This window comes from Streptomyces sp. NPDC088194 (assembly GCF_040702025.1).
Taxonomy (GTDB): domain Bacteria; phylum Actinomycetota; class Actinomycetes; order Streptomycetales; family Streptomycetaceae; genus Actinacidiphila.
This window is the reverse complement of the sequence record NZ_JBFBIV010000015.1, coordinates 120,230-140,477: the sequence shown is the minus strand read 5'-3', so window position 1 is coordinate 140,477 and position 20,248 is coordinate 120,230. Positions and strand designations below refer to the sequence as shown.

18 protein-coding genes and 1 pseudogene are annotated in these 20,248 nt (G+C 74.7%); 15 read left to right on the top strand and 4 right to left on the bottom strand.

Features of this window, described 5'->3' with window-relative positions:
* The 7 genes and pseudogenes from AB0399_RS11265 to AB0399_RS11235 form a co-directional block, all read left to right on the top strand.
* A partial coding sequence (locus tag AB0399_RS11265) for an ATP-binding cassette domain-containing protein (RefSeq protein ID WP_366411074.1) occupies positions 1-443 on the top strand: 443 nt, incomplete at its 5' end.
* Positions 444-1,250: 807 nt separating this feature from the next.
* Positions 1,251-1,928: a response regulator transcription factor gene (locus tag AB0399_RS11260; protein ID WP_366411073.1), complete on the top strand. Its 678-nt coding sequence runs from the start codon at positions 1,251-1,253 to the stop codon at positions 1,926-1,928.
* Complete coding sequence (locus tag AB0399_RS11255; protein WP_366411072.1) at positions 1,928-3,172, top strand: ATP-binding protein; 1,245 nt, start codon at positions 1,928-1,930, stop codon at positions 3,170-3,172. Before AB0399_RS11260 ends, AB0399_RS11255 begins: the two co-directional genes overlap by 1 nt.
* Before the next feature lie 158 nt (positions 3,173-3,330).
* Positions 3,331-3,723 (top strand): hypothetical protein, encoded by a 393-nt coding sequence (locus AB0399_RS11250; RefSeq protein ID WP_366411071.1) that lies wholly within the window; start codon positions 3,331-3,333, stop codon positions 3,721-3,723.
* Positions 3,723-4,601, top strand: a complete 879-nt coding sequence (locus AB0399_RS11245; RefSeq protein ID WP_329370100.1) for an ABC transporter ATP-binding protein — start codon at positions 3,723-3,725, stop codon at positions 4,599-4,601. Before AB0399_RS11250 ends, AB0399_RS11245 begins: the two co-directional genes overlap by 1 nt.
* Positions 4,601-6,241 carry a hypothetical protein gene (locus AB0399_RS11240; RefSeq protein ID WP_366411070.1) on the top strand — a complete coding sequence of 547 codons (1,641 nt, stop codon included), beginning with the start codon at positions 4,601-4,603 and terminating at the stop codon, positions 6,239-6,241. Before AB0399_RS11245 ends, AB0399_RS11240 begins: the two co-directional genes overlap by 1 nt.
* Before the next feature lie 72 nt (positions 6,242-6,313).
* Positions 6,314-6,727: pseudogene (locus AB0399_RS11235) on the top strand (DUF234 domain-containing protein); the annotation flags it as partial.
* Between the two features lie 465 nt (positions 6,728-7,192).
* On the opposite strand, the gene AB0399_RS11230 reads toward AB0399_RS11235, so the two are convergent.
* Positions 7,193-7,642: a hypothetical protein gene (locus AB0399_RS11230; protein ID WP_329370096.1), complete on the bottom strand. Its 450-nt coding sequence runs from the start codon at positions 7,640-7,642 to the stop codon at positions 7,193-7,195.
* 227 nt (positions 7,643-7,869) lie between these two features.
* On the opposite strand from AB0399_RS11230, the gene AB0399_RS11225 reads away from it, so the two are divergent.
* A complete protein-coding gene (locus tag AB0399_RS11225; RefSeq protein ID WP_366411069.1) occupies positions 7,870-8,415 on the top strand; it encodes an AAA family ATPase in 546 nt (181 codons plus the stop codon).
* Between the two features lie 14 nt (positions 8,416-8,429).
* Here AB0399_RS11225 and sigJ read toward each other — a convergent pair whose 3' ends face one another.
* A complete protein-coding gene (gene sigJ / locus AB0399_RS11220; protein ID WP_366411068.1) occupies positions 8,430-9,371 on the bottom strand; it encodes an RNA polymerase sigma factor SigJ in 942 nt (313 codons plus the stop codon).
* A gap of 160 nt (positions 9,372-9,531) precedes the next feature.
* Between sigJ and AB0399_RS11215 the strand changes: the two genes are divergently transcribed.
* Positions 9,532-10,188: an LUD domain-containing protein gene (locus tag AB0399_RS11215; RefSeq protein ID WP_366411067.1), complete on the top strand. Its 657-nt coding sequence runs from the start codon at positions 9,532-9,534 to the stop codon at positions 10,186-10,188.
* Between the two features lie 424 nt (positions 10,189-10,612).
* Positions 10,613-11,434, top strand: a complete 822-nt coding sequence (ddaH, locus tag AB0399_RS11210) for a dimethylargininase (RefSeq protein WP_366411066.1) — start codon at positions 10,613-10,615, stop codon at positions 11,432-11,434.
* An 85-nt stretch (positions 11,435-11,519) separates the two neighbouring features.
* Here the strand turns inward: ddaH and AB0399_RS11205 are convergent, their stop codons facing one another.
* Entirely contained in the window at positions 11,520-12,197 is a 678-nt protein-coding gene (locus tag AB0399_RS11205) for a TetR/AcrR family transcriptional regulator (protein ID WP_366411065.1), read from the bottom strand.
* 103 nt (positions 12,198-12,300) lie between these two features.
* Here AB0399_RS11205 and AB0399_RS11200 point away from each other — a divergent pair, with 103 nt between their 5' ends.
* The 4 genes from AB0399_RS11200 to AB0399_RS11185 all read left to right on the top strand — a co-directional run bounded on the left by AB0399_RS11200 (position 12,301) and on the right by AB0399_RS11185 (position 17,083).
* Entirely contained in the window at positions 12,301-13,476 is a 1,176-nt protein-coding gene (locus tag AB0399_RS11200) for an FAD-dependent monooxygenase (protein ID WP_366411064.1), read from the top strand.
* A 171-nt stretch (positions 13,477-13,647) separates the two neighbouring features.
* Positions 13,648-15,279 (top strand): NAD(P)/FAD-dependent oxidoreductase, encoded by a 1,632-nt coding sequence (locus AB0399_RS11195; protein ID WP_366411063.1) that lies wholly within the window; start codon positions 13,648-13,650, stop codon positions 15,277-15,279.
* Positions 15,276-16,400, top strand: coding sequence for a magnesium/cobalt transporter CorA (gene corA, locus AB0399_RS11190; RefSeq protein ID WP_329370080.1), 1,125 nt, complete (start codon positions 15,276-15,278; stop codon positions 16,398-16,400). Before AB0399_RS11195 ends, corA begins: the two co-directional genes overlap by 4 nt.
* 80 nt (positions 16,401-16,480) lie before the next feature.
* Positions 16,481-17,083, top strand: coding sequence for a hypothetical protein (locus AB0399_RS11185; protein WP_366411062.1), 603 nt, complete (start codon positions 16,481-16,483; stop codon positions 17,081-17,083).
* On the opposite strand, the gene AB0399_RS11180 is transcribed toward AB0399_RS11185, so the two are convergent.
* Positions 17,058-18,152 (bottom strand): small ribosomal subunit Rsm22 family protein, encoded by a 1,095-nt coding sequence (locus AB0399_RS11180; protein WP_366411080.1) that lies wholly within the window; start codon positions 18,150-18,152, stop codon positions 17,058-17,060. The two genes, AB0399_RS11185 and AB0399_RS11180, sit on opposite strands and share 26 nt — an antisense overlap.
* Positions 18,153-18,647: 495 nt before the next feature.
* Here AB0399_RS11180 and AB0399_RS11175 point away from each other — a divergent pair, with 495 nt between their 5' ends.
* Entirely contained in the window at positions 18,648-20,201 is a 1,554-nt protein-coding gene (locus AB0399_RS11175; RefSeq protein WP_366411061.1) for a sugar transferase, read from the top strand.
* The last annotated feature ends 47 nt before the right edge of the window (positions 20,202-20,248 follow it).

The following is a 20,248-nucleotide window of genomic DNA, read 5'->3' as shown; positions in this document are numbered from 1 at the left end:
GCGACAGCGCCGGCGACGATGCCGCGGTCGCCGGCGCGATGGCGGCCACCGGCGTCCACGCCCTGTCCGGGCGGCCGTATCCGGCGCTGTCCGGCGGCGAGCGCGCCCGCGTCGCCCTCGCGCGCGTCCTGGCCCAGCAGGCGCCGCTCCTCCTCCTGGACGAGCCCACCGCGGCGATGGATCTGCGCCACCAGGAACTCGTCCTGCGCGTCTGCCGCGACCAGGCCGCCGCCGGCCGCGCCGTCGTGGTCGTCCTGCACGACCTCGGGCTCGCCGCGGCCCACGCCGACCGTGTCGCCGTGCTGTCCGCCGGCCGCCTCACCGCCCACGGCTCCCCCGCCCGCGTCCTCACGGCCGGCCTGCTCACCCGCGTCTACCAGCACCCGGTGGAGGTCTTCCGCCACCCCCGCACCCACCTGCCGGTGGTGCTCCCGCGCCGGTAGCCCACGGTGGGGAGGCAGCGCCTGCCTCGGGCCCCGCGCTTGGAAAGGTGTTGGCAGTTGAGCGTTCCGTCTCCTCCGGTCCAGGTTCGGCAGGGCGCCGCAGACGGTCGCGGTGAAGCCGTGCTGGGGGCTGGAGCGCCCCCTCACGCAGGCCGGCCCGGACCTCTGCGCCGGTCGAGAAAGCCTCGTCGCGGAGCGCTCGGGCGGGTGCGAGGTCGCGCAGGAAGTGCGTGGAGGGCGGACCGCTGCGGGGCCGGGGTCCATCGGGTTCAGCGGACCGCCTGACAGCATGATCGTCGACACGCTCACACCCCGACGTCCGTTCCAGCCCGTCCCGCCTGCGTCCTGCTTGCCGCCCTGGCGATCCGGACCGCCCGCACCAGCGACGCCGGGCGCTGACCGAGGCCCGCTCCGGCTGCACTTGCCGGCCGCACGCGGTCGGGTGTTCGCGGTGCCGTGCCACGCACTGCGGCGGGTCAACCACGTGTGGCCGCGCGAACCGCCGGATGTCGTTTTTCGCCGGCACGGCCGCTACGACGGCGGTCGACAGGGAACCGCGCGAGCCGATGCGGCCGCTCTGGCATCGCTTCAGCCGGCCTTCGCCGGCCCTGCCGCTCGGCACCTCCGTGGCGGACGCGTGGGGGACGTCGACGACGGATTCGGGGGACGCGCGGGCGTGGGCGCCGGCCAACCGGCTTCGTCCCCTCGTGGTCCGAGCGGCCGTGGCGTCCCCGGTTTCTGATGTACTCCCTGAGTGCGAATGCGTCATGCCGCTGTCCGTCTGCCCCGTGGCACCATGGGATGATCATGACGATACGTGTGCTGATCGCCGACGACCAGGAGATGGTGCGGCGCGGGCTGCGGCGGACGCTCGCCGCCCAGCCTGACATCGACGTCGTGGGCGAGGCCGGCGACGGCGTCACCGCACTGGCCCTGGCCCGCGAACTGCGGCCGGATGTGGCCCTGGTCGACGTCCGGATGCCGGGGCTGGACGGGCTGGAGGTGACCCGGCGGCTCGCGGGCGGTCCCGAGGGGGTCCGGGTCGTGGTGGTGACGACCTTCGACCTGGACGAGTACGTGTATCCGGCCCTGCGGCATGGTGCCTCGGGCTTTCTGTTGAAACGGTCCGGGCCCGCGCTGCTGGTGGAGGCCGTTCGCGCGGCGGTCGCCGGGGACCAGTTGATCAGCCCGTCGGTGACGGTGCGGCTGCTGAAGGAGGTGACCGGCGTGGGGCGTGGTCGGCCCGCCCCGGCGGCGCCGGGAGAACCGCTCACCGAGCGGGAGACCGAGATCGCCGGGCACGTCGCGCTGGGCAAGACCAACGCGGACATCGCCCGCGAGCTGTTCATCTCCGCCGGGACGGTGAAGACGCATGTCGCCGCCGTCCAGCGGAAACTGGGCGTGCGCAACCGGGTGGGCATCGCCGTCTACGCGTGGGACGCCGGATTCGCCGACGCCGCCCGGACAGCGGAGGGACCTGCGTGATGTGCCGACGCCCCCGCCCCGCCCCGGCGGGTCGCCCGGACCTCACCGCGACGAAGGCCCCGACGAAGGCCCCGACGGAGGCCGCGGCGGAGGCCGCGGCGGAGGCCGCGGCGGAAGGCGGGCTCCGGATCGGGTGGGCCGCGGGGCTGGCGGCGCTGGTACTGCTGCCCGCCGTCGCCGGGCGCCCGGTGGCGCTCGTGACGGCGGTGCCCGCCGCGCTGGCCGCCTTCGTGCTGTGCCTGCGCGTGCCCTGGCGCCGGGTGGCGGGTGTGCCCGCAGCGGCGTCGTCCGCCGTGTGCCTTGCCTCCTCGGCCGCCGATCTGGCCTTCCGGGGCCCCAAGGGCTACGTCGTGCTGTGGGCGGTGGTCGAACTCCCGGCGCTGCTCCTGCTGCTGCGGCGGGTGGCCCGCCGGGCGCCGGAGCGGACGGCCCTGGTGACGGGCCCGCTGCTCGCGCTGGCCACGGTGTTGATGCCGCTGCGGCTGGCGGCCGCTGAACCGCCCGTAGCGCCGCACGCGGTCGTGCTGAGCTGCGTGCTGGGCATCTTCCCCGCGGGGCTCGCGGCGGGCGTGGGGCTGTACTTCCGTGCCGTGGAGGCGCGGCGCGGGCGGGCCGTGGTCAGCGCGCTGCACGCCCAGCGGCTCCAGGTCGCCGCGGATCTGCACGACTTCGTCGCGCACGAGCTGACGGGAATCGTCGTCGAGGTGCAGTCCGCGCGGTGGGCGGGTGGCCTGGACGAGGAGGAGACGGCGGAGCTGCTGGCCCGGGTGGAGGCGGCCGGTATGCGGGCCCTGGAGTCCATGGACCTGACGTTGGGCTCGCTGCGGGAGGGCGTGGCCCCCGACCGTACGTGCGGCCTCGCCGACCTGCCCGCCCTCGTCGGCCGTTTCGCCGCGGCCGGGCACGGCCCGCGGGCTGAACTGGTGCTGGAACCGGGCCTGGAGGACGTACTGCCTCGGCTGTCGGACGACGCCGCCTACCGCGTGGTCGTGGAGGCGCTGACGAACGTGCGCCGTCACGCCGAGGGCGCGGCCCAGGTGACGGTGACCGTCGCGCGTACCGCGGGTGGCGTGGAGGTGACGGTCGCCGACGACGGCCGCACGGTCCCGGCCCGTACGGGCCCCCGGCACGGCGGCGGTACGGGTCTGGCCGAACTGACCCAGCGTCTCGAAACCCTCGGCGGCTCGCTGACCTGCGGTCCGCACCCGACGGGCTGGCGCGTACGGGCGCTGCTGGCGGCGTGACGCCCACCCGGCGGACGCCCGGGCACGAGGCACCCGGCACTCGGGCATCGGTGCGCCGGCTACTCCCCCCCGCGATATCTGCCGAACGGCAGATGCGGGCGCACCCCCCGCTCGCGCACCCTCGGAGGGCCTGATCACCGACCCACCCGGAGGACCCCGTGCGCCCCCTCGTCCCGGCCGGCGCCCCCGCGCTTGCCGCCGTCCTGCTCGCCCTCGGCTCGCTGACCGCCTGCTCCGTGGACGCGAAGAACGCCACCCCGCGCAGCACGGCGTTCGCGTTCGGCGGCGACACCCTCGATGTCCGGGCGCACGGCATCCCGACCGACCTCGTCGCCGCCGACCGGAAGGACGTCGAGGTCACGCGCTGGTTCGACGCGAAGGCCGGCAGCAAGAAGACGCTGGTCTGGACGCTGCACGGCCGGACCCTCGACCTGGACGCCCGCTGCAAGGGGCTCGCGCTGTGCGACGCCCGCTTCCGCGTGGAGGTGCCGCGCGGCCTGACCGTGCTCCGCGACGGCCGCCCCACGAAGCTGCGCGGAGGCAAGCACTGATGCTGGAGCTGATCGACGTCACCAAGACCTACCGCGGCGGCAAGCGCGCCGTGGACGGCGTCACGCTGCGTCTGGCCCCCGGCATGCTGGGCCTGCTCGGCCCCAACGGCGCCGGCAAGTCCTCCCTGATGCGGATCGCCGCCACCGTCACCCGCCCGGGCAGCGGGCGTGTGCTGTGGCACGGCGCTGACGCGGTCGCCCGGCCGAACGCGCTGCGCGCCGCGCTCGGTTACCTTCCCCAGGACTTCGGCGTCTACCCGAATCTGTCGGCCCCGGAGTTCCTGCGCTACCTCGCCGCCGCGAAGGGCCTGTCCGCGCGCACCGGCCGCGCCCGTACCGCGGAGCTGCTGCGGCTGGTGAACCTCGAAGAGGCCGGCAGGCGGCCGCTGAAGGGGTTCTCGGGCGGCATGCTGCGCCGGGTCGGCATCGCGCAGGCGCTGCTCGCCGACCCCGAGGTGCTCATCGTCGACGAGCCCACCGCCGGACTCGACCCGGAGGAGCGGGTCCGCTTCCGCAACCTGCTCAGCGACCTGGCGGCCGACAAGATCGTGCTGCTGTCGACGCACATCGTCTCCGACGTCGAGTCCGTCGCCCACGACATCGCCGTGGTGGCCGGCGGCCGGCTGCTCTACCGCGGCACCCCGGAGGAGTTGCTGCGGCGTACCGCGGGCCTGGTGTGGGAGCTGTCGGCGCGGGCTGAGGACCTGGCGGCGGTGCGCGCCCGCTTCACCGTCAGCCGCATGGTGCGCACGCCCGGCGGCGTCAGGGTGCGGCTGATCGCAGGGCACCGCCCGGCGCCGGAAGCGGTGCCCGCGGAGCCGGACCTGGAGGACGCCTACCTGGCGACGGTCGCGGATCGCCGACAGGAAGCCGCGTGATGAGCGCCGCATCCGCAGGGCGCGGACTCTTCTCGGTCTCCTCGGTCTCCTCGGTCGCCGGGGTCGCCCTCGCCGACCTGCGCGACCGGACCCGCCGCCCGTCCTACGCCGTCACCCTGCTCGCCACCGTGGCCCTGGGGTGGCTGGCCGTTCCGGCGGCCGGCAGCCACTGGGTGATCCTGCAGATCGGCGACCACCGCGGCACGTACAACAGCGCCTACGTGGGTCTGGCCACCGCGCTGGCCGGGACGCTGTGGCTGGCGCTCGGCGGCTTCTACGTCGTGCGGGGTGTGCCGGCCCGCGACGAGTCCTCGGGCGTCGGGCGGCTGCTGGCGGCGACCCCGCTGCGCACGACCGCGTACTTCGCGGGGAAGCTGCTCGGCAACGTCCTGGTGCTCGCCTCGATGCTCGGGGCGCTCGCGGTGACCGCGCCGGTGATGCAGCTGCTGCGCGGCGAGTCGCGGGCCGTGGACCCGGTGGCGCTGCTGTTGCCCTTCGCCGTGCTGGCGCTGCCGGTCATGGTGGCCGTCGCGGCGGCCGCGCTGCTCATCGACACGGTGCCTGGGCTGCGCGGGGGGCTCGGCAACGTGGTCTGGTTCTTCGTCTGGCTGGCCTTCGCCTTCGCCGGGCAAGGCCCGAGCGCGCCGCTCGGCGGCATCGGCGTGCACGAGGCCACCCGGTCCATGCGGGCCGATCTGCTCGCCCAGGCGCCCGGCGCGCGCGGCGACTTCAGCCTCGGCTTCACCTACACCGACACACCGCTGCGCGTCTTCACCTGGGACGGCTTCACACCGGGCGGCGGCTTCCTGCTCGGCCGTGCCGCGATCGTCGCGCTCGCGGTGCTCTGCGCGCTGCTGCCGAGTCTGTGGTTCCCTCGTTTCGACCCGGCGAGGGCCCGCGCCACCACGCCCGTACGCCCGGTCGCGCCGCCGTCGGCCGCCGCTGCGCCGAGGCCGGCGCCCGTGCAGGGCCCGCTCACTCCCGCCAGTACCGGCGGGATGCTCTTCCCGCGCCTGTACGCCGCCGAGCTGCGGATCTTGATGCAGGGCACCCGCTGGTGGTGGTGGGGCACAGTGGCGCTGCTGACCCTGACCGCCTTCGCCGCGACCGGCAGCGGTGCGACCCGCTTCGTGCTCCCGGCGGCCTGGATCTGGCCGGTCCTGCTGTGGTCCCGGCTCGGCTCCCAGGCCGCCGAGCACCGGGTCGACACCCTGCTCGGCGCGGCCCCCCGCCCGTACCGCCGAGTGCTGGCCGAGTGGGCGGCCGGCGTCACCCTCACCGCCGCCACCGGGCTCGGCCCGCTGGCCGTCCTGCTGCGCGACGGCGACTCCCGCGGCGTCGCCTGCTGGCTCGCGGCGGCTACGTTCATCCCCTCCCTCGCGCTCGCCCTCGGCACCCGCAGCCGTGGCCACCGGCTCTTCCAGGCCCTCTACGTGCCGGTGTGGTACGCGGCCGCGAACGGGCTGAGCGCCCTTGACTTCATGGGCGCCACCCGCGCCCCCGGCACGGCCGCCACGCTCCCCCCGTCCGTGCTCGCCGCCCTTTCCGCGCTGCTGCTCGCCAGCGTCCTGGCCCCGCTCCTGCACGGCCCCTCCCGGCAGCGGCCCAGCGAACCGGCAGACCCCGGATCGCCGCCATGACCTCGGCGGCCGCCCCCTCGGCCATGAGGTGCCCGGCCCGGGCAGCCGACGGGTCCGGGTCCGGGCTCTCCCCAGATCGCCGGAGATGTCACGCTGAGCCGGATCAAGGAGCGGTGGACGAGCTGGCGGGGGCGGGCGATCGAGCCTGTGGTGCGGGAATCCCTCGCCCGTCTCCTGCCGGACGGGCGCCTGCCCGGCGCCCCGGCCATCGGCGGGTACTGGACCCGCAGCAACGACGTCGAAATCGACCTGGTGGGCGCCGACCGGCAGCCGGTGGCCAAGCAGTTGCTCTTCCTCGGCTCGGTCAAGTGGCTGGAGAATTCCGCGTTCGACAGCCACGACCTGGTCGCGTTGCAGAAACACCGAGGCGCGATCACCGACGAGCCGGTGCCGCTCGTGGCGGTCTCTCGCAACGGGGTCAGCTGTTCCGGGCTTCAGGCGGCGTACGGCCCGGAAGAGTTGCTGAGCGGCTGGCGCAGAGCATGAACGCGGATGAGCCTTGTGGTTGCGGCTCCGGATGTCCACCGCCGTTCGGTGCCCTCCAGGCAGCGAAGCGCCGAGAGGCAGCACCTGCGAGCGACGTCAGTGGAGACCCGCCCGCGAGCGGAAGGCCGCGGAAAGCCACGCGGAGCCTCCCGAGGTCGAAGCGACACGCACCGAGATCCGCATGGCCTTTGCCGCTGAATTCGCGATGGCGCCGATCAGCGCCCGGGTGCGCCGGCTGTTCCGGCTGACCTGCGACCGCGACCGCGACCCCGGCGGTCGCGAGGACGGCGTCGCCGAGTCGGTGGTGCTCGGAGGTCCGTCCCGCCAGGGGGAACGCCCTGTTCGGCAGTTGCGGTCACAGTCGCGTTCACCCCCGTTCAGCACGGTCCAAGCACCACCCGCAGCGCCTCACCACCGCGGGTCAGGACACTGACGGACCGCCCCGAACACCCGGAGTCGCCGTTGTCAGGCGCCCGCGCCCCGCTGGTCGAAGGCACTCGCGATCGCGTGGATCTCGCCGCGCGCCTGGAGGGTGATCTCGTTGCCGTCGTCGAGGGTGATCCGCACGTCCTGCCAGGTGCGGCCGCCCTCCACCCGCAGCCCCGTGATACGGGACAGCGGCACCGAACCGAGGTGCTCGTGCACCTGGTTGAGCATCGGGTCCGCCTTCCACACGTGCAGGGCGTCCGCCGTGATCCCCAGCACCATGGCCGCGTCCATCGGTACGTCGGTGGCATCGGTGATCTTGCGGGCCGCGGATCGGGCCGCGGGCCTGGCGACCAGGTAGTTGCCGAGCGGCGTGAGCATACGAGCGGGGCTGAGCGCGGTGTTCAGCCGCGCGTACGCCGCCGCTTCGAGCTTCTCCCCCAGTTGCGCCGACAACGTGGTGGTCAGCTCGCTGTCCTTGATGTGCATGAGTTGCTTCTCCTACTCCCCGGTCCTGTGCACGCCCGACGGGCCGCAGGCGGAATCGCCAGCACCGGCGGAAGGGAGCATAGTCATGGTCATCACCCCGTGTGAAAAAAGGAGTTGGCCTGCCGTGTCGGCTCCTCGCGCTCACCGAACCTGCTCCTCGGCAGATCCGTCGGGGGCGCGGCGAGGCGTGTCGTGTCCACTCGGCCGGACCGGACGGAGGCAAGCAGGTGCGGGAACTCGGTTCCGCGGTCGTGCTCGTCACCGGCGTCATGGCAGCCGGGAAGTCCACCGTCGCCCAACTGCTGGCCGAGCGGCTGGCGCGCTCCGTGCACCTGCGCGGCGACGGTTTCCGGCGGATGATCGTCTCCGGCCGCGAGGAGTTCACCCCGCGGCCGAGCACCGAGGCGACGGCCCAACTGCGGCTGCGCCACCGGGCGTCCGCCGCGGTCGCGGACCTGTACGCGCGGGAGGGCTGGACGGTGGTCGTCCAAGACGTCGTGCTCGGCGGGCACTTGGACGCCTACCTTGAGGCCGTCACGACGAGGCCCCGGTATCTGGTCGTCCTCGCGCCCCGCCCCGACGCGGTCGCCGCGCGGGAGGCCGACCGCCCCAAGAACGGCTACGGCGGCCCCTGGACGATCGACGCTTTGGACGAGGCGCTGCGCCGGGACACCCCGCGCCGCGGGCTCTGGCTGGACACGTCGCACCAGACCCCCCACCAGACCGTGGACCAGATCCTCGCCGGCCTCGACGCGGCCCGCGTCGCCGGCTGAGAACGGGCCCCACGTCAACTCGGTTTCCAGGAGCGGAGCTTCTCCGGGTTGCGGACGACCCAGATCCGCCTGATCCGGTCGTCCGCGACGTCGAACGCGAAGACCGTGACGGCGCGGCCGCGTTGGAGGGCGACCAGCCCAGGCCGGCCGTTGACCGTGCGTTCCAGGAAGGCCATGTCGTCGGGCCTGCGGCGGGCGATCTCGATCCACGCGCGGGCGATCCGCCCGGCCCCTTCGATCGGCCGCACGAAGGTCGCGGCGAGGCCGCCGCCGTCGGCGGTCGCGGTGGCGTCGGGGTCGAGCAGGGAGATCAGCGCGCCGATGTCCTTGGCCTCCCACGCCTGCTTGAAGTCCTTTACGACAAGGGCGCGTTCGGCGGACGCGGTCGTGGAGGGCCGCGAGGCGCGGACCCGGCGGCGGGCCGAGGAGGCCAACTGCCGGCAGGCCGCCGGCGTACGGCCGACGATGCCGGCCACCTCCACGAACGAGTACCGGAAGACGTCGTGCAGGACGAACGCGACGCGCTCGGCCGGAGTCATCGCTTCGAGCACGACCAGGAGGGCCAGGTCCACCGACTCGTCCAGGGTGACCCGGTCGGCCGGGTCCGCCTCGGCCGCCACGCCCGGCCGCCCGTCGATCCACTCCGTACGGTCCGGCAGCGGCTCGGGGAGCCACTCGCCCACGTAGGTCTCCCGCCGGGCCCGCGCCGAGCCGAGCAGGTTGAGGCAGATCCGGCCGGCGACCGTCGTCAACCAGGCGCCGGGGGACGCGATGGCCTCCTGCTGCCGCGGCGACATGGCGTACCAGCGCGCGAAGGTCTCCTGGACGGCGTCCTCGGCCTCGGCCAGCGAGCCCAGCAGCCGGTAGGCCAGGTTGACCAGCCGGCGCCGCTCGCTCAGGAACGCGTCCAGGCCCGGATCGGGCCGGCCGTGTACGTGCCCGGTTCGGGTGGTCATGGTGCCGACGGCTCCCTCGGTTCGTCTCCGCCCTCCCCTTTACGACACCACAGCCCGCCGGAGTGTGAGGCCGGTGCCGCCGCCTCACACTCCGGCGGCCCGCGTTGTCGAACCGCTGAGAGGGACATCCCTTCCGGCGAACAGAGAGTCCACCGACATCATGACCGCAGCGACATCCGCAACGTCCCCGACACCCGAACCACCCGCGACGCCCTTCACCGAAGCGGCACCCGCCCAGCGCCTGGAGCGGGCCGCCGCCGCGCTGGCCGCGCACGGTTTCACCGTGGAGATCCTTGACGACGCCGCCGCCGCGCGCGCCCGCGTCGAAGAGCTGATCCCGGCGGGCGCCGGCGTGTTCACCGCGGCCAGCGAGACCCTCCGCCTGTCCGGCATCGACGACGACATCAACGCGGGTGGACGGTACGACGCCGTCAAGCCACGCGTCCTCGCGATGGACCGCGTCACCGGCGCCGACGACATCCGGCGGCTGCTCGCCGTCCCCGACGTCATCGTGGGCAGCGTCGCCGCGCTCACCGAGACCGGCTCCCTCGTGATCGCCTCCGGCAGCGGCAGCCAACTGCCCGCTTACGCCGGCGGGGCCGCCCGCGCGATCTGGGTCGTCGGCGCGCAGAAGGTCGTCCCCGACCTCGACACCGCGCTGCGGCGCGTCGAAGAGCACTGCCTCCCGCTGGAAAGCGCCCGCACCCGCGCGGCGTACGGGTGGCCCAGCGCCGTCAACCGCGTTCTCGTCCTCCACGCGGAACACCTCCCCGACCGCGGCACCGTCCTCCTCCTCCGCGAAGCGATCGGCTTCTGACCCGCACATCCCCAGGGCCGCGCCCAACCCCCCACCAACAGGCGGCCCCTCAACGGGCGGCTCAGGGGCGCGAGGAACTGCGCACCCAACCACCCACCAACAGGCGGCCCCTCAACCGACAAACCACACCACTCGGGCGGGTCAGGGGCGCGAGGAACTGCGCGCCCAACCACCCACCAACAGCTGATCCCTCAACCAACAAACCACACCACCCGGGCGGGTCAGGGGCGCGAGGAACTGCGCGCCCAACCACCCACCAACAGCTGATCCCTCAACCAACAAACCACACCACTCGGGCGGGTCAGGGGCACCCGAATGAGCGCACAATGCACTCGTAGGACCCCGCGTCCTCCCTCGGGCCGACCGTCCGACGGGAGGGCGCTCGTGCAAGTCAGGCACTCACCCATCCCCCGAGGAGCCCCCATTGCGCATCGCGACGCCCCGCCGGTACCTGATGTGCCCACCGGCGCACTACCGAGTGACGTACAGCATCAACCCCTGGATGGACCCGAAGAAACCGGTGGACCCGGCGCTCGCCCTGTTCCAGTGGGAGGACCTGCGCGACCGCTACCGCGCGCTCGGCCACACCGTGGAGGTGATGGACGCGCTGCCCGACCTGCCCGACATGGTCTTCGCGGCGAACGGCGCCACCGTGGTGGACGGCCGGGTGCTGGGCGCGCGGTTCGCCAACCCGGAGCGGACCGCCGAGGCCCCCGCGCACCTCGCCTGGTTCCGCGCCCACGGCTACCCCGACATCCGTGAACCGGACCACGTCAACGAAGGCGAGGGCGACTTCGCGGTGACGTCCTCCTGGCTGCTGGCCGGGCAGGGCTTCCGCAGCAGCCCGCTCGCGCACGACGAGGCGCAGGAGTTCTTCCGCCGCCCGGTGATCAGCCTCGAACTCACCGACCCCCGCTACTACCACCTCGACACCGCGCTGGCGGTGCTCGACGACACGGCCGACGAGATCATGTACTACCCGGGCGCCTTCACCCCGGGCAGCCGCGCCGTCCTCGAACGCCTCTTCCCGGACGCCCTCCTGGCCACGGAGAAGGACGCCGCGGTCCTCGGTCTCAACGCGGTCGGCGACGGCCGCAACGTCCTGCTGCCGCGCGCCGCGAGGGGCCTGCACAAGCCGCTGCGGAGCCGCGGGTTCGTCCCGGTGCCGGTCGACATGTCGGAGTTCCACAAGGCCGGCGGCAGCGTCAAGTGCTGCACGATGGAGCTGCGCCCGCCGACCGGCTGACCCGGCGACGACCGAACCGGCCCGACCGGCCGACCCCGGCGGCCGGTTCAGGCATCGGCAGCCGGTTCAGGCGTCGGCGGCCGGTTCAGGCGTCGGGCGCGGCCTCACCCAAGGCACCGCGCAGCAGTTCGCGGAAACCGCGCCGCAACTCCTCCCTGCTGGGGGCGGCGGCGTGGTGACCGCCCACCGCGCAGGAGAAGAGCATGCCCTCGGACCAGGCGGTCAACGACAGTGCGTGCCGCTCGGGTTCGGCCGAACCGGCCGCGGCCATCATCGCCGCCAGCGGCTCCTGGAACCGCCGCCCGGCCGCGTCGTAGACCTCGCGCAGCTCCGGCCGCCGGGTGGCTTCGAGCGCGAGTTCGTACCGGCTGACCAGCAGGGCGCGGTGGCGGGTGAGGTAGCGGTACAGGGCGAGGGAGAGGGCGTCGGCCATCAGGTCCGCCGGCGTACCGGCCTCCGCCGCCGACGTGCCGGCCTCGCGCCGCGCACCCGCCCGCTCCCCCTGGCTTTCCCCCGGCGCGGGCATGCCCGGGGGCAGTTCGCTCAGCGCCAGCACCGACGCCTCGCGCTCGGCCAGCCGCCGTACCGCCGTTTCGAGCAGCGCCAGGCGGGTGCGGGCGTGGTTGGAGGTCGAGCCCTGGGGCAGCCCGGCCGCCTCGTCCACGGCACGGTGGGTGAGCCCGCGCATGCCGCGTTCGGCGAGCAGGGTCAGCGCGGTGTCGGCGACGAGGTCGGCGCGCGCGGCGGCGGAGTGGCTGGCCATGCCCCATCTCTACCACCTCCACTACATCCGTAGTACGGTGAGCCGTATCCACTACAGATGTAGTGAACGGGGGGCCGGCCCCGGTCGGGACAGGAGGAAAGACATGTCCACTGCGCACGCCGTCGTCATCGGCGGCGGCATCGGCGGGCTCACCGCCGCGCTCGCGCTGCACCTGCGCGGCTGGCGGACCACCGTCCTGGAGCGGGCCGACACGCTCGCGCCGGTCGGCGCCGGCATCGCGCTCGCGCCCAACGGGCTACGGGCCTTCGACACGGTCGGCCTCGGCGCGGAGCTGCGCGCACTGGGCGCGTGGCAGGGCGACGGCGGGATGCGCAGTCCCTCCGGCCGCTGGCTCGCCCGGACCAGCAGCGCGGCCGCCGCCGAGCGGTTCGGCGGGCCGATCGTGCTGGTGCACCGCGCGGACCTGATCGGGCGCCTCGCCGCGCGACTGCCGTCCGGCGCCCTGCGGACCGGCAGCGCCGCCCAGCTCCTCGACGAGGGCGACCCCGACGGGCGGCCGGCGGTCGTACGCACCGTCGACGACCGCGAGTTCACCGCCGACCTCGTCGTGGCCGCCGACGGCATCCACTCCCGGGTGCGTTCCGCGCTCTTCCCCTCCCACCCCGGGCCCGCGTACAGCGGCTTCACCTCCTGGCGTACGGTCGTCGCCGCCCCGGCCGAGCCCTTCGCGCCCCACGAGACCTGGGGCGCCGGCCGCCTGTGGGGCACCCAACCGCTGGCGGACGGCCGCGTCTACGCGTACGCCGCCGCGCTCGCGCCGCCCGGCGGCCACGGCACCGGTCCCGACGGGGAGCGGGGCGAACTGCGGGAGCGGTTCGGGCGGTGGCACCAGCCCGTCCCCGCGATCATCGCCGCCGCGGCGCCCGCGGAGGTCCTCCGCAACGACCTCCACCACCTGCGCGAGCCGCTCCCCGCCTTCCACCGCGGCCGTACGGTCCTGCTCGGCGACGCCGCCCACTCCGCCACTCCCTTCCTCGGGCAGGGCGGCAACCAAGCGGTCGAGGACGCGGTGGTCCTCGCGTATCACCTTGCCGGTGCGGAAACGGGTGCCGCGCTCGCGTCCTACACGGCCGCGCGGCTGCCCCGTACGACCTCCGTCGTCGCCTCCTCCGCGCGCGTGGCCCGGCTTCTCTCCACCCGACACCGCTCCGCCACCCTCCTCCGCGACCTCGCCATCGCCGCGGCTTCCCGTATCTCCCCCACGGCCGCCCTCCGCAGCTTCGACCCCATCGCCTCCTGGAACCCCCCGTCCGACTAGCCTCACCCGACCGCCCTCGGGTAGGTGCGGCTCGAACCGTGCTTGGCGCGGGAGGACCCGCAGTAATCCAGGGGCGCGGGGAACTGCGCGCGCAACCACCCACCGAGGGGTGGTCCCTCGACCGGCAGAACGGGGCAGCCGGGCGGGTCAGGGGCACCGTAGAGTGCCGGGATGGACGTTTCGAGCGGTGCGCAGCACGACGCGGTGATCGTGGGCGGCGGTCACAACGGACTGGTGGCCGCCGCGTACCTCGCCAGAGCCGGCCGCAGCGTGCTGCTGCTGGAGCGCCTGCCGGCGACCGGCGGCGCCGCGGTGTCGACGCGGGCGTTCACCGGGGTGGACGCCCGCCTCTCCCGCTACTCGTACCTGGTGAGCCTGCTCCCGCGCAAGATCGTCGACGACCTGGACCTGCGCTTCGCGGTGCGCCGCCGCCGCATCTCGTCGTACACCCCGCACGGCGACAGCGGGCTGCTGGTGGACGCGGAGGACACCGCGCGCACCCGGGAGCAGTTCGCGCGGCTGACCGGCTCGGAGCGGGACTTCGAGGCGTGGCAGCGCTTCTACGCGATGACCGGGCACGTCGCGCGGCAGGTCTTCCCGACGCTGACCGAGCCGCTGCCGACCCGGGCGGAGCTGGAGCGCAGGGTGGGCGATCCGGCCGCGTGGGAAGCGCTGTTCGAACGGCCGCTCGGCGAGACCGTGGAGGCCGCGTTCACCGACGACGTGGTGCGCGGCGTGGTCCTCACCGACGCGCTGATCGGCACGTTCAGCCACGCCCACGACCCGTCCCTGCGGCAGAACCGCTGCTTCCTGTACCACGTGATCGGGGGCGGCACCGGCGACTGGGACGTGCCGATCGGCGGGATGGGCGCGTTCACGGACGCGCTCGCGGCCGCCGCCCGTGCGGCGGGCGCGCGGATCGTGACCGGCGCGGAGGTGACCGGGATCGCGACGGACGGCAAGGTCGCGGAGGTGACGTACGAGGACGCCGGGAGCGGCCGGACCCGTACCGTCGCGGCCCGCGACGTGCTGGTCAACGCCTCCCCGGACGCGCTCGCCGGCCTGCTCGGCGCCGCGCGCCCGCCCCGACCGGAGGGCGCGCAGCTCAAGGTGAACATGCTGCTGCGCCGCCTGCCGCGACTGCGGGACCGCGCGGTGGACCCGCGGGACGCGTTCGCCGGCACCTTCCATGTCGCCGAGGGCTACGGGCAGTTGCAGACGGCGTACGAGCAGGCGGCGGCCGGGCGGGTGCCGGACGCGCCGCCGTCGGAGATCTACTGCCACTCGCTGACCGACCCGTCGATCCTCTCCCCCGAGCTGGCCGCGACCGGCGCGCACACGCTCACCCTCTTCGGGCTGCACGCGCCCGCCCGGCTCTTCGCGGCCGACCCGGAGGGCACCAAGCGGGAGTTGCTGGCCGCGACGCTGGCCCAGCTCGACGCGGTGCTCGCCGAACCGCTGGCGGACTGCCTGGCCACCGACGCGGACGGGCGGCCGTGCCTGGAGGCGAAGTCGCCGCTCGACCTGGAGCGGGAGGTGGGGCTGCCGGGCGGCCACATCTTCCACCGCGACCTGTCCTGGCCGTACGCCGACGAGGAGCCGGACGGGCAGAGGGCCGGGGCGGCGGACGGGGGCCGGTACGGTGATACCGGCGCCGATGTGACCCAGGCCACAGGGCGTTGGGGGGTCGGCACCGGATGTGCGAACGTCTTCCTCTGCGGGGCGGGCGCGGTCCGCGGCGGCGGAGTCAGCGGCGTCCCCGGGCACAACGCGGCAAGAGCGGTACTGGAGAAGGCACGATGACGAACAGGCCCGCGGTGATCCACCGCAAGGACGGTTCCCGGCGCGGTTTCGGCCGCCAGTGGCGGCGCACCGGGCAGTGGCACTCCCTCGACGGCGAGGGCGACCTGCCCGAGCAGCGGCGCTGCACCGCCGACGTGGTGGTGGACTGCGCGGTCTACGAGGACGGCTGCCGGGCCGCCTCCCTGCCCCCGCAGCAGGCCCTGGACGAGGCCCGCAAGCGCGGCGGCTTCGCGTGGATAGGGCTGCACGAGCCAGACGCGGAGCACCTGGAGGAGATCGCGGAGGTCTTCGGGCTGCACCCGCTCGCGGTCGAGGACGCCGTCCACGCCCACCAGCGGCCGAAGCTGGAGCGCTACGGCGACACCCTCTTCCTCGTCCTGAAGACCGTCGTCTTCGTCGAGCACGAGAAGCTCACCGCGACCAGCGAGGTGGTCGACACCGGCGAGGTGATGATCTTCCTCGGCCCCGACTTCGTGGTCGTGGTCCGGCACGGCAGCGCGCCGGGCCTGGCCCGGGTCAGGCGCGCCCTGGAGAGCCGCCCGGAGATGCTCGCGCACGGCCCGTCCGCCGTGCTGCACGCCATCACCGACCAGGTCGTCGACGACTACCTCGACGTCGCCGACGCGGTCGAACTCGACGTCGACACCCTGGAGTCCGACGTCTTCTCCCCCGAGCACGGCGACGACGCCAGTCGCATCTACCAACTCAAGCGCGAGCTCATCGAGTTCAAGCGCGCCGTCTTCCCGATGGCCCGGCCGCTGGAACGCCTCACCGAGGGCGCCGACGGCCTGATCAACACCGAGATGGGCCGCTACTTCCGCGACGTCGCCGACCACCTCTCGCACGTCCGCGAACACCTCATCGCCTACGGCGAGTTGGTGGACGGCCTGCTGTCGGCCAACCTCAGCCAGCTCGCCGTGCAGCAGAACGTCGACATGCGCCGGATCAGCGCGGGCGCCGCGATCCTCGCCATCCCGACGATGATCGCCGGCTTCTACGGCATGAACTTCCACCACATGCCCGAACTCGGCTGGACCTACGGCTACCCGATCATGCTCGGCGTCACCGCCGTCCTGTCCGGCCTGTGCTACCGCGCCTTCCACCGCGTCGGCTGGTTGTGACCGGCCGGAACCGACACCCCGCCGCTCCCGTCCTCCCCGGCAGGACGCCCGGAACCCGCCGGGCTCCCAGGGGAGTTGACATGGCGGCAGAACGGCACGGTGCCAACGGGCTCGCGGCACCGCGGAATCGCACCGGGGCCGCGCCCGACCGTCCCGCCCGCGCACCGGGTTCGGCGGCGTCCGCGCGGGGTGTACGGCGTAGCGGCGCCGCGCTCCTGATCGGCGCCTGCGCGGTCGCGCTCGCCGCGTGCTCCGGGTCCGGCTCGGATACGGGGTCCCCGGCGCGGTCGGCGTCCGGCGCCGCCGGTGCCGCGCCCTCGGTCTCGCGGGCCGCCTCCGCTGCCACGCTGAGCGCCGTCGCCGAGCCCGCCCTCGACCTCGTCGGCCGGTACCGTCCGGCCGGCTACCTCGGCGGGCCGGTCGCGTCGGGCTACGACTGGGCCGCGCACACCGGGGAGGAGATCGCCGAGACGCTGCCCGGCCCGCACCTCTTCCAGATCGCCTGCTCGGGCAGCGGCCACCTCACCGTACGGGCGCGGGGCGGGACGAAGGACGTGGTCTGCGGCGGCGGGGCGGTGGCCGTGCCGTTCCGCGGAAAGCTCGACGCTCTCGTGGACGGCGCGGCCGGCGACAGCGGCGTCTACGCCTGGCGCGTGCTCAGCGGGGGTCGGCGGAGTCCGTAGCGGGGCCCGGCCCGGCCGGCGGCTGGTCCGGCGGCCACGGGTCGCCCCAACGGGCGTCGCGGGCCTCGCGGTAGAGGGGGCCCTGGCGCTTGCTGACGGTGGTGCGGGTGAGGTCGCCGGCGGCGGCGCACAGGTCGAGCAGGACCTGGCCCTTGCGGGTCTGGGGGTGACGGACGACGCGGTTCGCGGCGGGCACCGCGGCCGAGCCCGTCACCTCAGCGGACCCGGCGGACCCGGAGGCCTCAGCCGAATCCCCCGGCCCCGCGGGACGGGCCGCGGCGACGTAGCTGAACTTCTCGTCCTCGTACGGCAGGGTGCCGCCCTTGACCTGGCGGTGCAGGGCCGAGCGGTGGACGCGCGCGGCGAAGTGGCACCAGTCGGTGCCGGTGACCGGGCACGGACCGCTGTGCGGGCAGGGCGCGAGGACGGTGAACCCGGCGGCGACGAGGCGGTCCCGGGCACCGATGATCCGCGCGTAGCCGTCGGGGGTGCCGGGTTCGGCGACGAGCGCCACGCCCCCGGGCCGGGTCGCCGCGGCGGCGGCCTCGACCAGGGCGGCGCGGTCACCGGGGGTCAGCTCGCCGAGCACGTAGGAGACGGTCACGAGGTCGGCGGCGGGCAGGGCGGGCGCGCCGGACAGCGGGGCGCGGGTCCAGGTCGTGGTGCGCACGGACGGCGTCGCGGAGTCCGCGGCGAGCGCGCGGCCGAGGTCGAGGGCGGCCGCCGACCAGTCCAGTACGGTGCCGGCCGGGCCGTCCGCCCCGGGCCAGACGTCTCCGACCGCCCACCGCGCGGCGCCGGTGCCACCGCCGAGGTCGAGATGCGTGGCCGGGGTCCAGCCCGCGGTACGGGCGTGCAGCGCCGCGAGCGCGGAGCGCGCGGCGGCGTACGTGGCGGGCATCCGGTACGCGGCGTAGGCCGCCGCGTCGGCGGCGTCGCGCAGCACGGGCGCGGCGGTCGGCGTGGCGCCGCGGTAGTGCTCGATCAGCCGGTCCACCTGGGCGGACGCCTGGGTCGGGGCGGTGGCGGCGAGCCGGCGGGTGAGCGCGGCGGCGAGATCGTCGGGCAGGTGCACAGTGGGAACGAGAGACACGACGTCCTACTGTAAGGGGCGTTCGACCAGGGTTTCTCCCCTTACCGCACCCCTGGCGCCGCGGCCGGTCCCGCGCTATACACCGTCGAGCTGACCGTCTGCGGCACGAAGGTCAACTCTGTCATGACATCGACTCGAATATGTGCAATCGGCAGCGGAACGGGCCCTACGTGGCTTAGCGTTCGCTGGTGTCACGGAGCGCCAGCACTTGGGGAAGTGCTGGGGCTCCACGTCGGTCGCGAGGTGCCAGGGGGGTCCATGCGGCGTAGCGAAACAACCCCGGCAACACCTGCCCTGCCCGGAACATCCGTAGACAGTGAGCCACCACCAAGATCCGCGCGCGGCGGCGCACGGCACGCGATAGGCACCAGGGCATCGGCGCGCACCGATGCCCTTGCCGCGCACGCGATGCCGGCCGCGCACGCCACCTCCACCGTGTCCGCCCTTCCCGCTGTTCCCACCGTTCCCGTGTTGTCCGGTGCGCCCGGGCTGCCGCACGCGGCCGGCACGCCCGGAAGACCCGGGGGCGCGCCCGGCGGCTCCTGTCGGGCCCGTGCCGCGCGCGCCCTGCACGGCTGGCACGGCGTCCACCGCGTGCACAGCGCCCACGGCGCCCACGGCGACAAGGCGCCCTGGTACCTGCCGTTGACGCTGACCGTCGACGCGCTGGGCGCCGCTCTCCCGCTGGCCTCGCTCCTGCACCGCACCGGCCGGCCGCACGCCGCCGTCTGCGGCGCGTTGGCGGCCGCGGCCTGGCTCGCGGTACGCGCCTGCCGCCGCCGCTACACCGACGCCGCGCTCGGCGAGAGCAGCGGCCTGGCCGCCGTACTCGGCGACTGGCTGGTACTGCTCGGTGTCCTGGCCGTGCTGCGCACCGCGTTCGAGGAGAACGCGAGCGCGTCCCTGGCCCTCGCCGGGATCGGCGTCGCACCGCTGCTGGCCACGGCCACCCGCGCCGCCACCCACCGCCACCTGACCGCCGCCCGGCACTCCGCCCGGGCGGTCCGCAGGGTGCTGGTGATCGGCGAACCGAGCGCCGCCGACCACGTGGTGGGCCACCTCACGGCCAGGACCGGGCACGCCTACCTGGTGGTCGGGGTGGTGCCGGTGGGCGGCGCGAAGCTGGAGTGCGCGGCGCCGGTCACCTCCCGGCTCGGCCCGGTCACGCCCTCCGGCCCGGCCGAGGACGCGGGCATCGTGCTGGGCGCGGTCCGCGAGCACCGGGCCGAACTCGTCCTGGTCTCGCCGGGTCCACGACTGACCGCCGAGCGGCTGCGCCGCCTGTCGTGGGCGCTGCACGACGCGGACGTGCCGCTCGCCGTGGTGCCGGGCCTGGTGGACGTGGGCCTGGCCCGGATGCGGCTCGACACGCCCGCCGGCCTGGCGCTGCTGCACATCGCGCCGCCGACCCGGGCCGGTACCCCGGTCGCGGTGAAGACCGCGGTGGACCGGACCGGCGCGGCCCTCGGACTGCTGCTGCTCGCCCCGCTGTTCGCGGTGCTGGCCTCCGCGATCCGGCTCACCTCGCCGGGCCCGGCCTTCCACCGGCAGATCCGGTACGGGCGGGCGGGCGCGCCGTTCACCATGTGGAAGTTCCGCACGATGGTGGTCGACGCGGAGTCCCGCAGGCCCGAGTTGGAGCTGTCCGGCGGCAACGAGAACGACGGGCTGATGTTCAAGATGCGCCGCGACCCGCGGATCACCCGGATCGGCCGGGTGCTGCGGCGCTGCTCGCTGGACGAGCTGCCGCAGCTGCTGAACGTGCTGCGCGGCGACATGTCGCTGGTCGGCCCGCGCCCGCCGCTGCCCGACGAGGTGGCCCGCTACGACGAGGTGGCCCGCCGCCGCCTCGCGGTGCGCCCGGGCATCACCGGGCTGTGGCAGGTCAGCGGGCGCAGCGAGCTGTCGTGGGACGAGACGCTGGCGATCGACCTGCGGTACGTCGACAACTGGTCGCTGGCCGGCGACGTGGACGTGATGGCCCGTACCCTGCGGGCGGTCGTCGACGGACGCGGGGCCTACTGATGGAGCGGCCAAGAACCGCGCGAGTGCCCGAGCCCGGCACCGGCCTC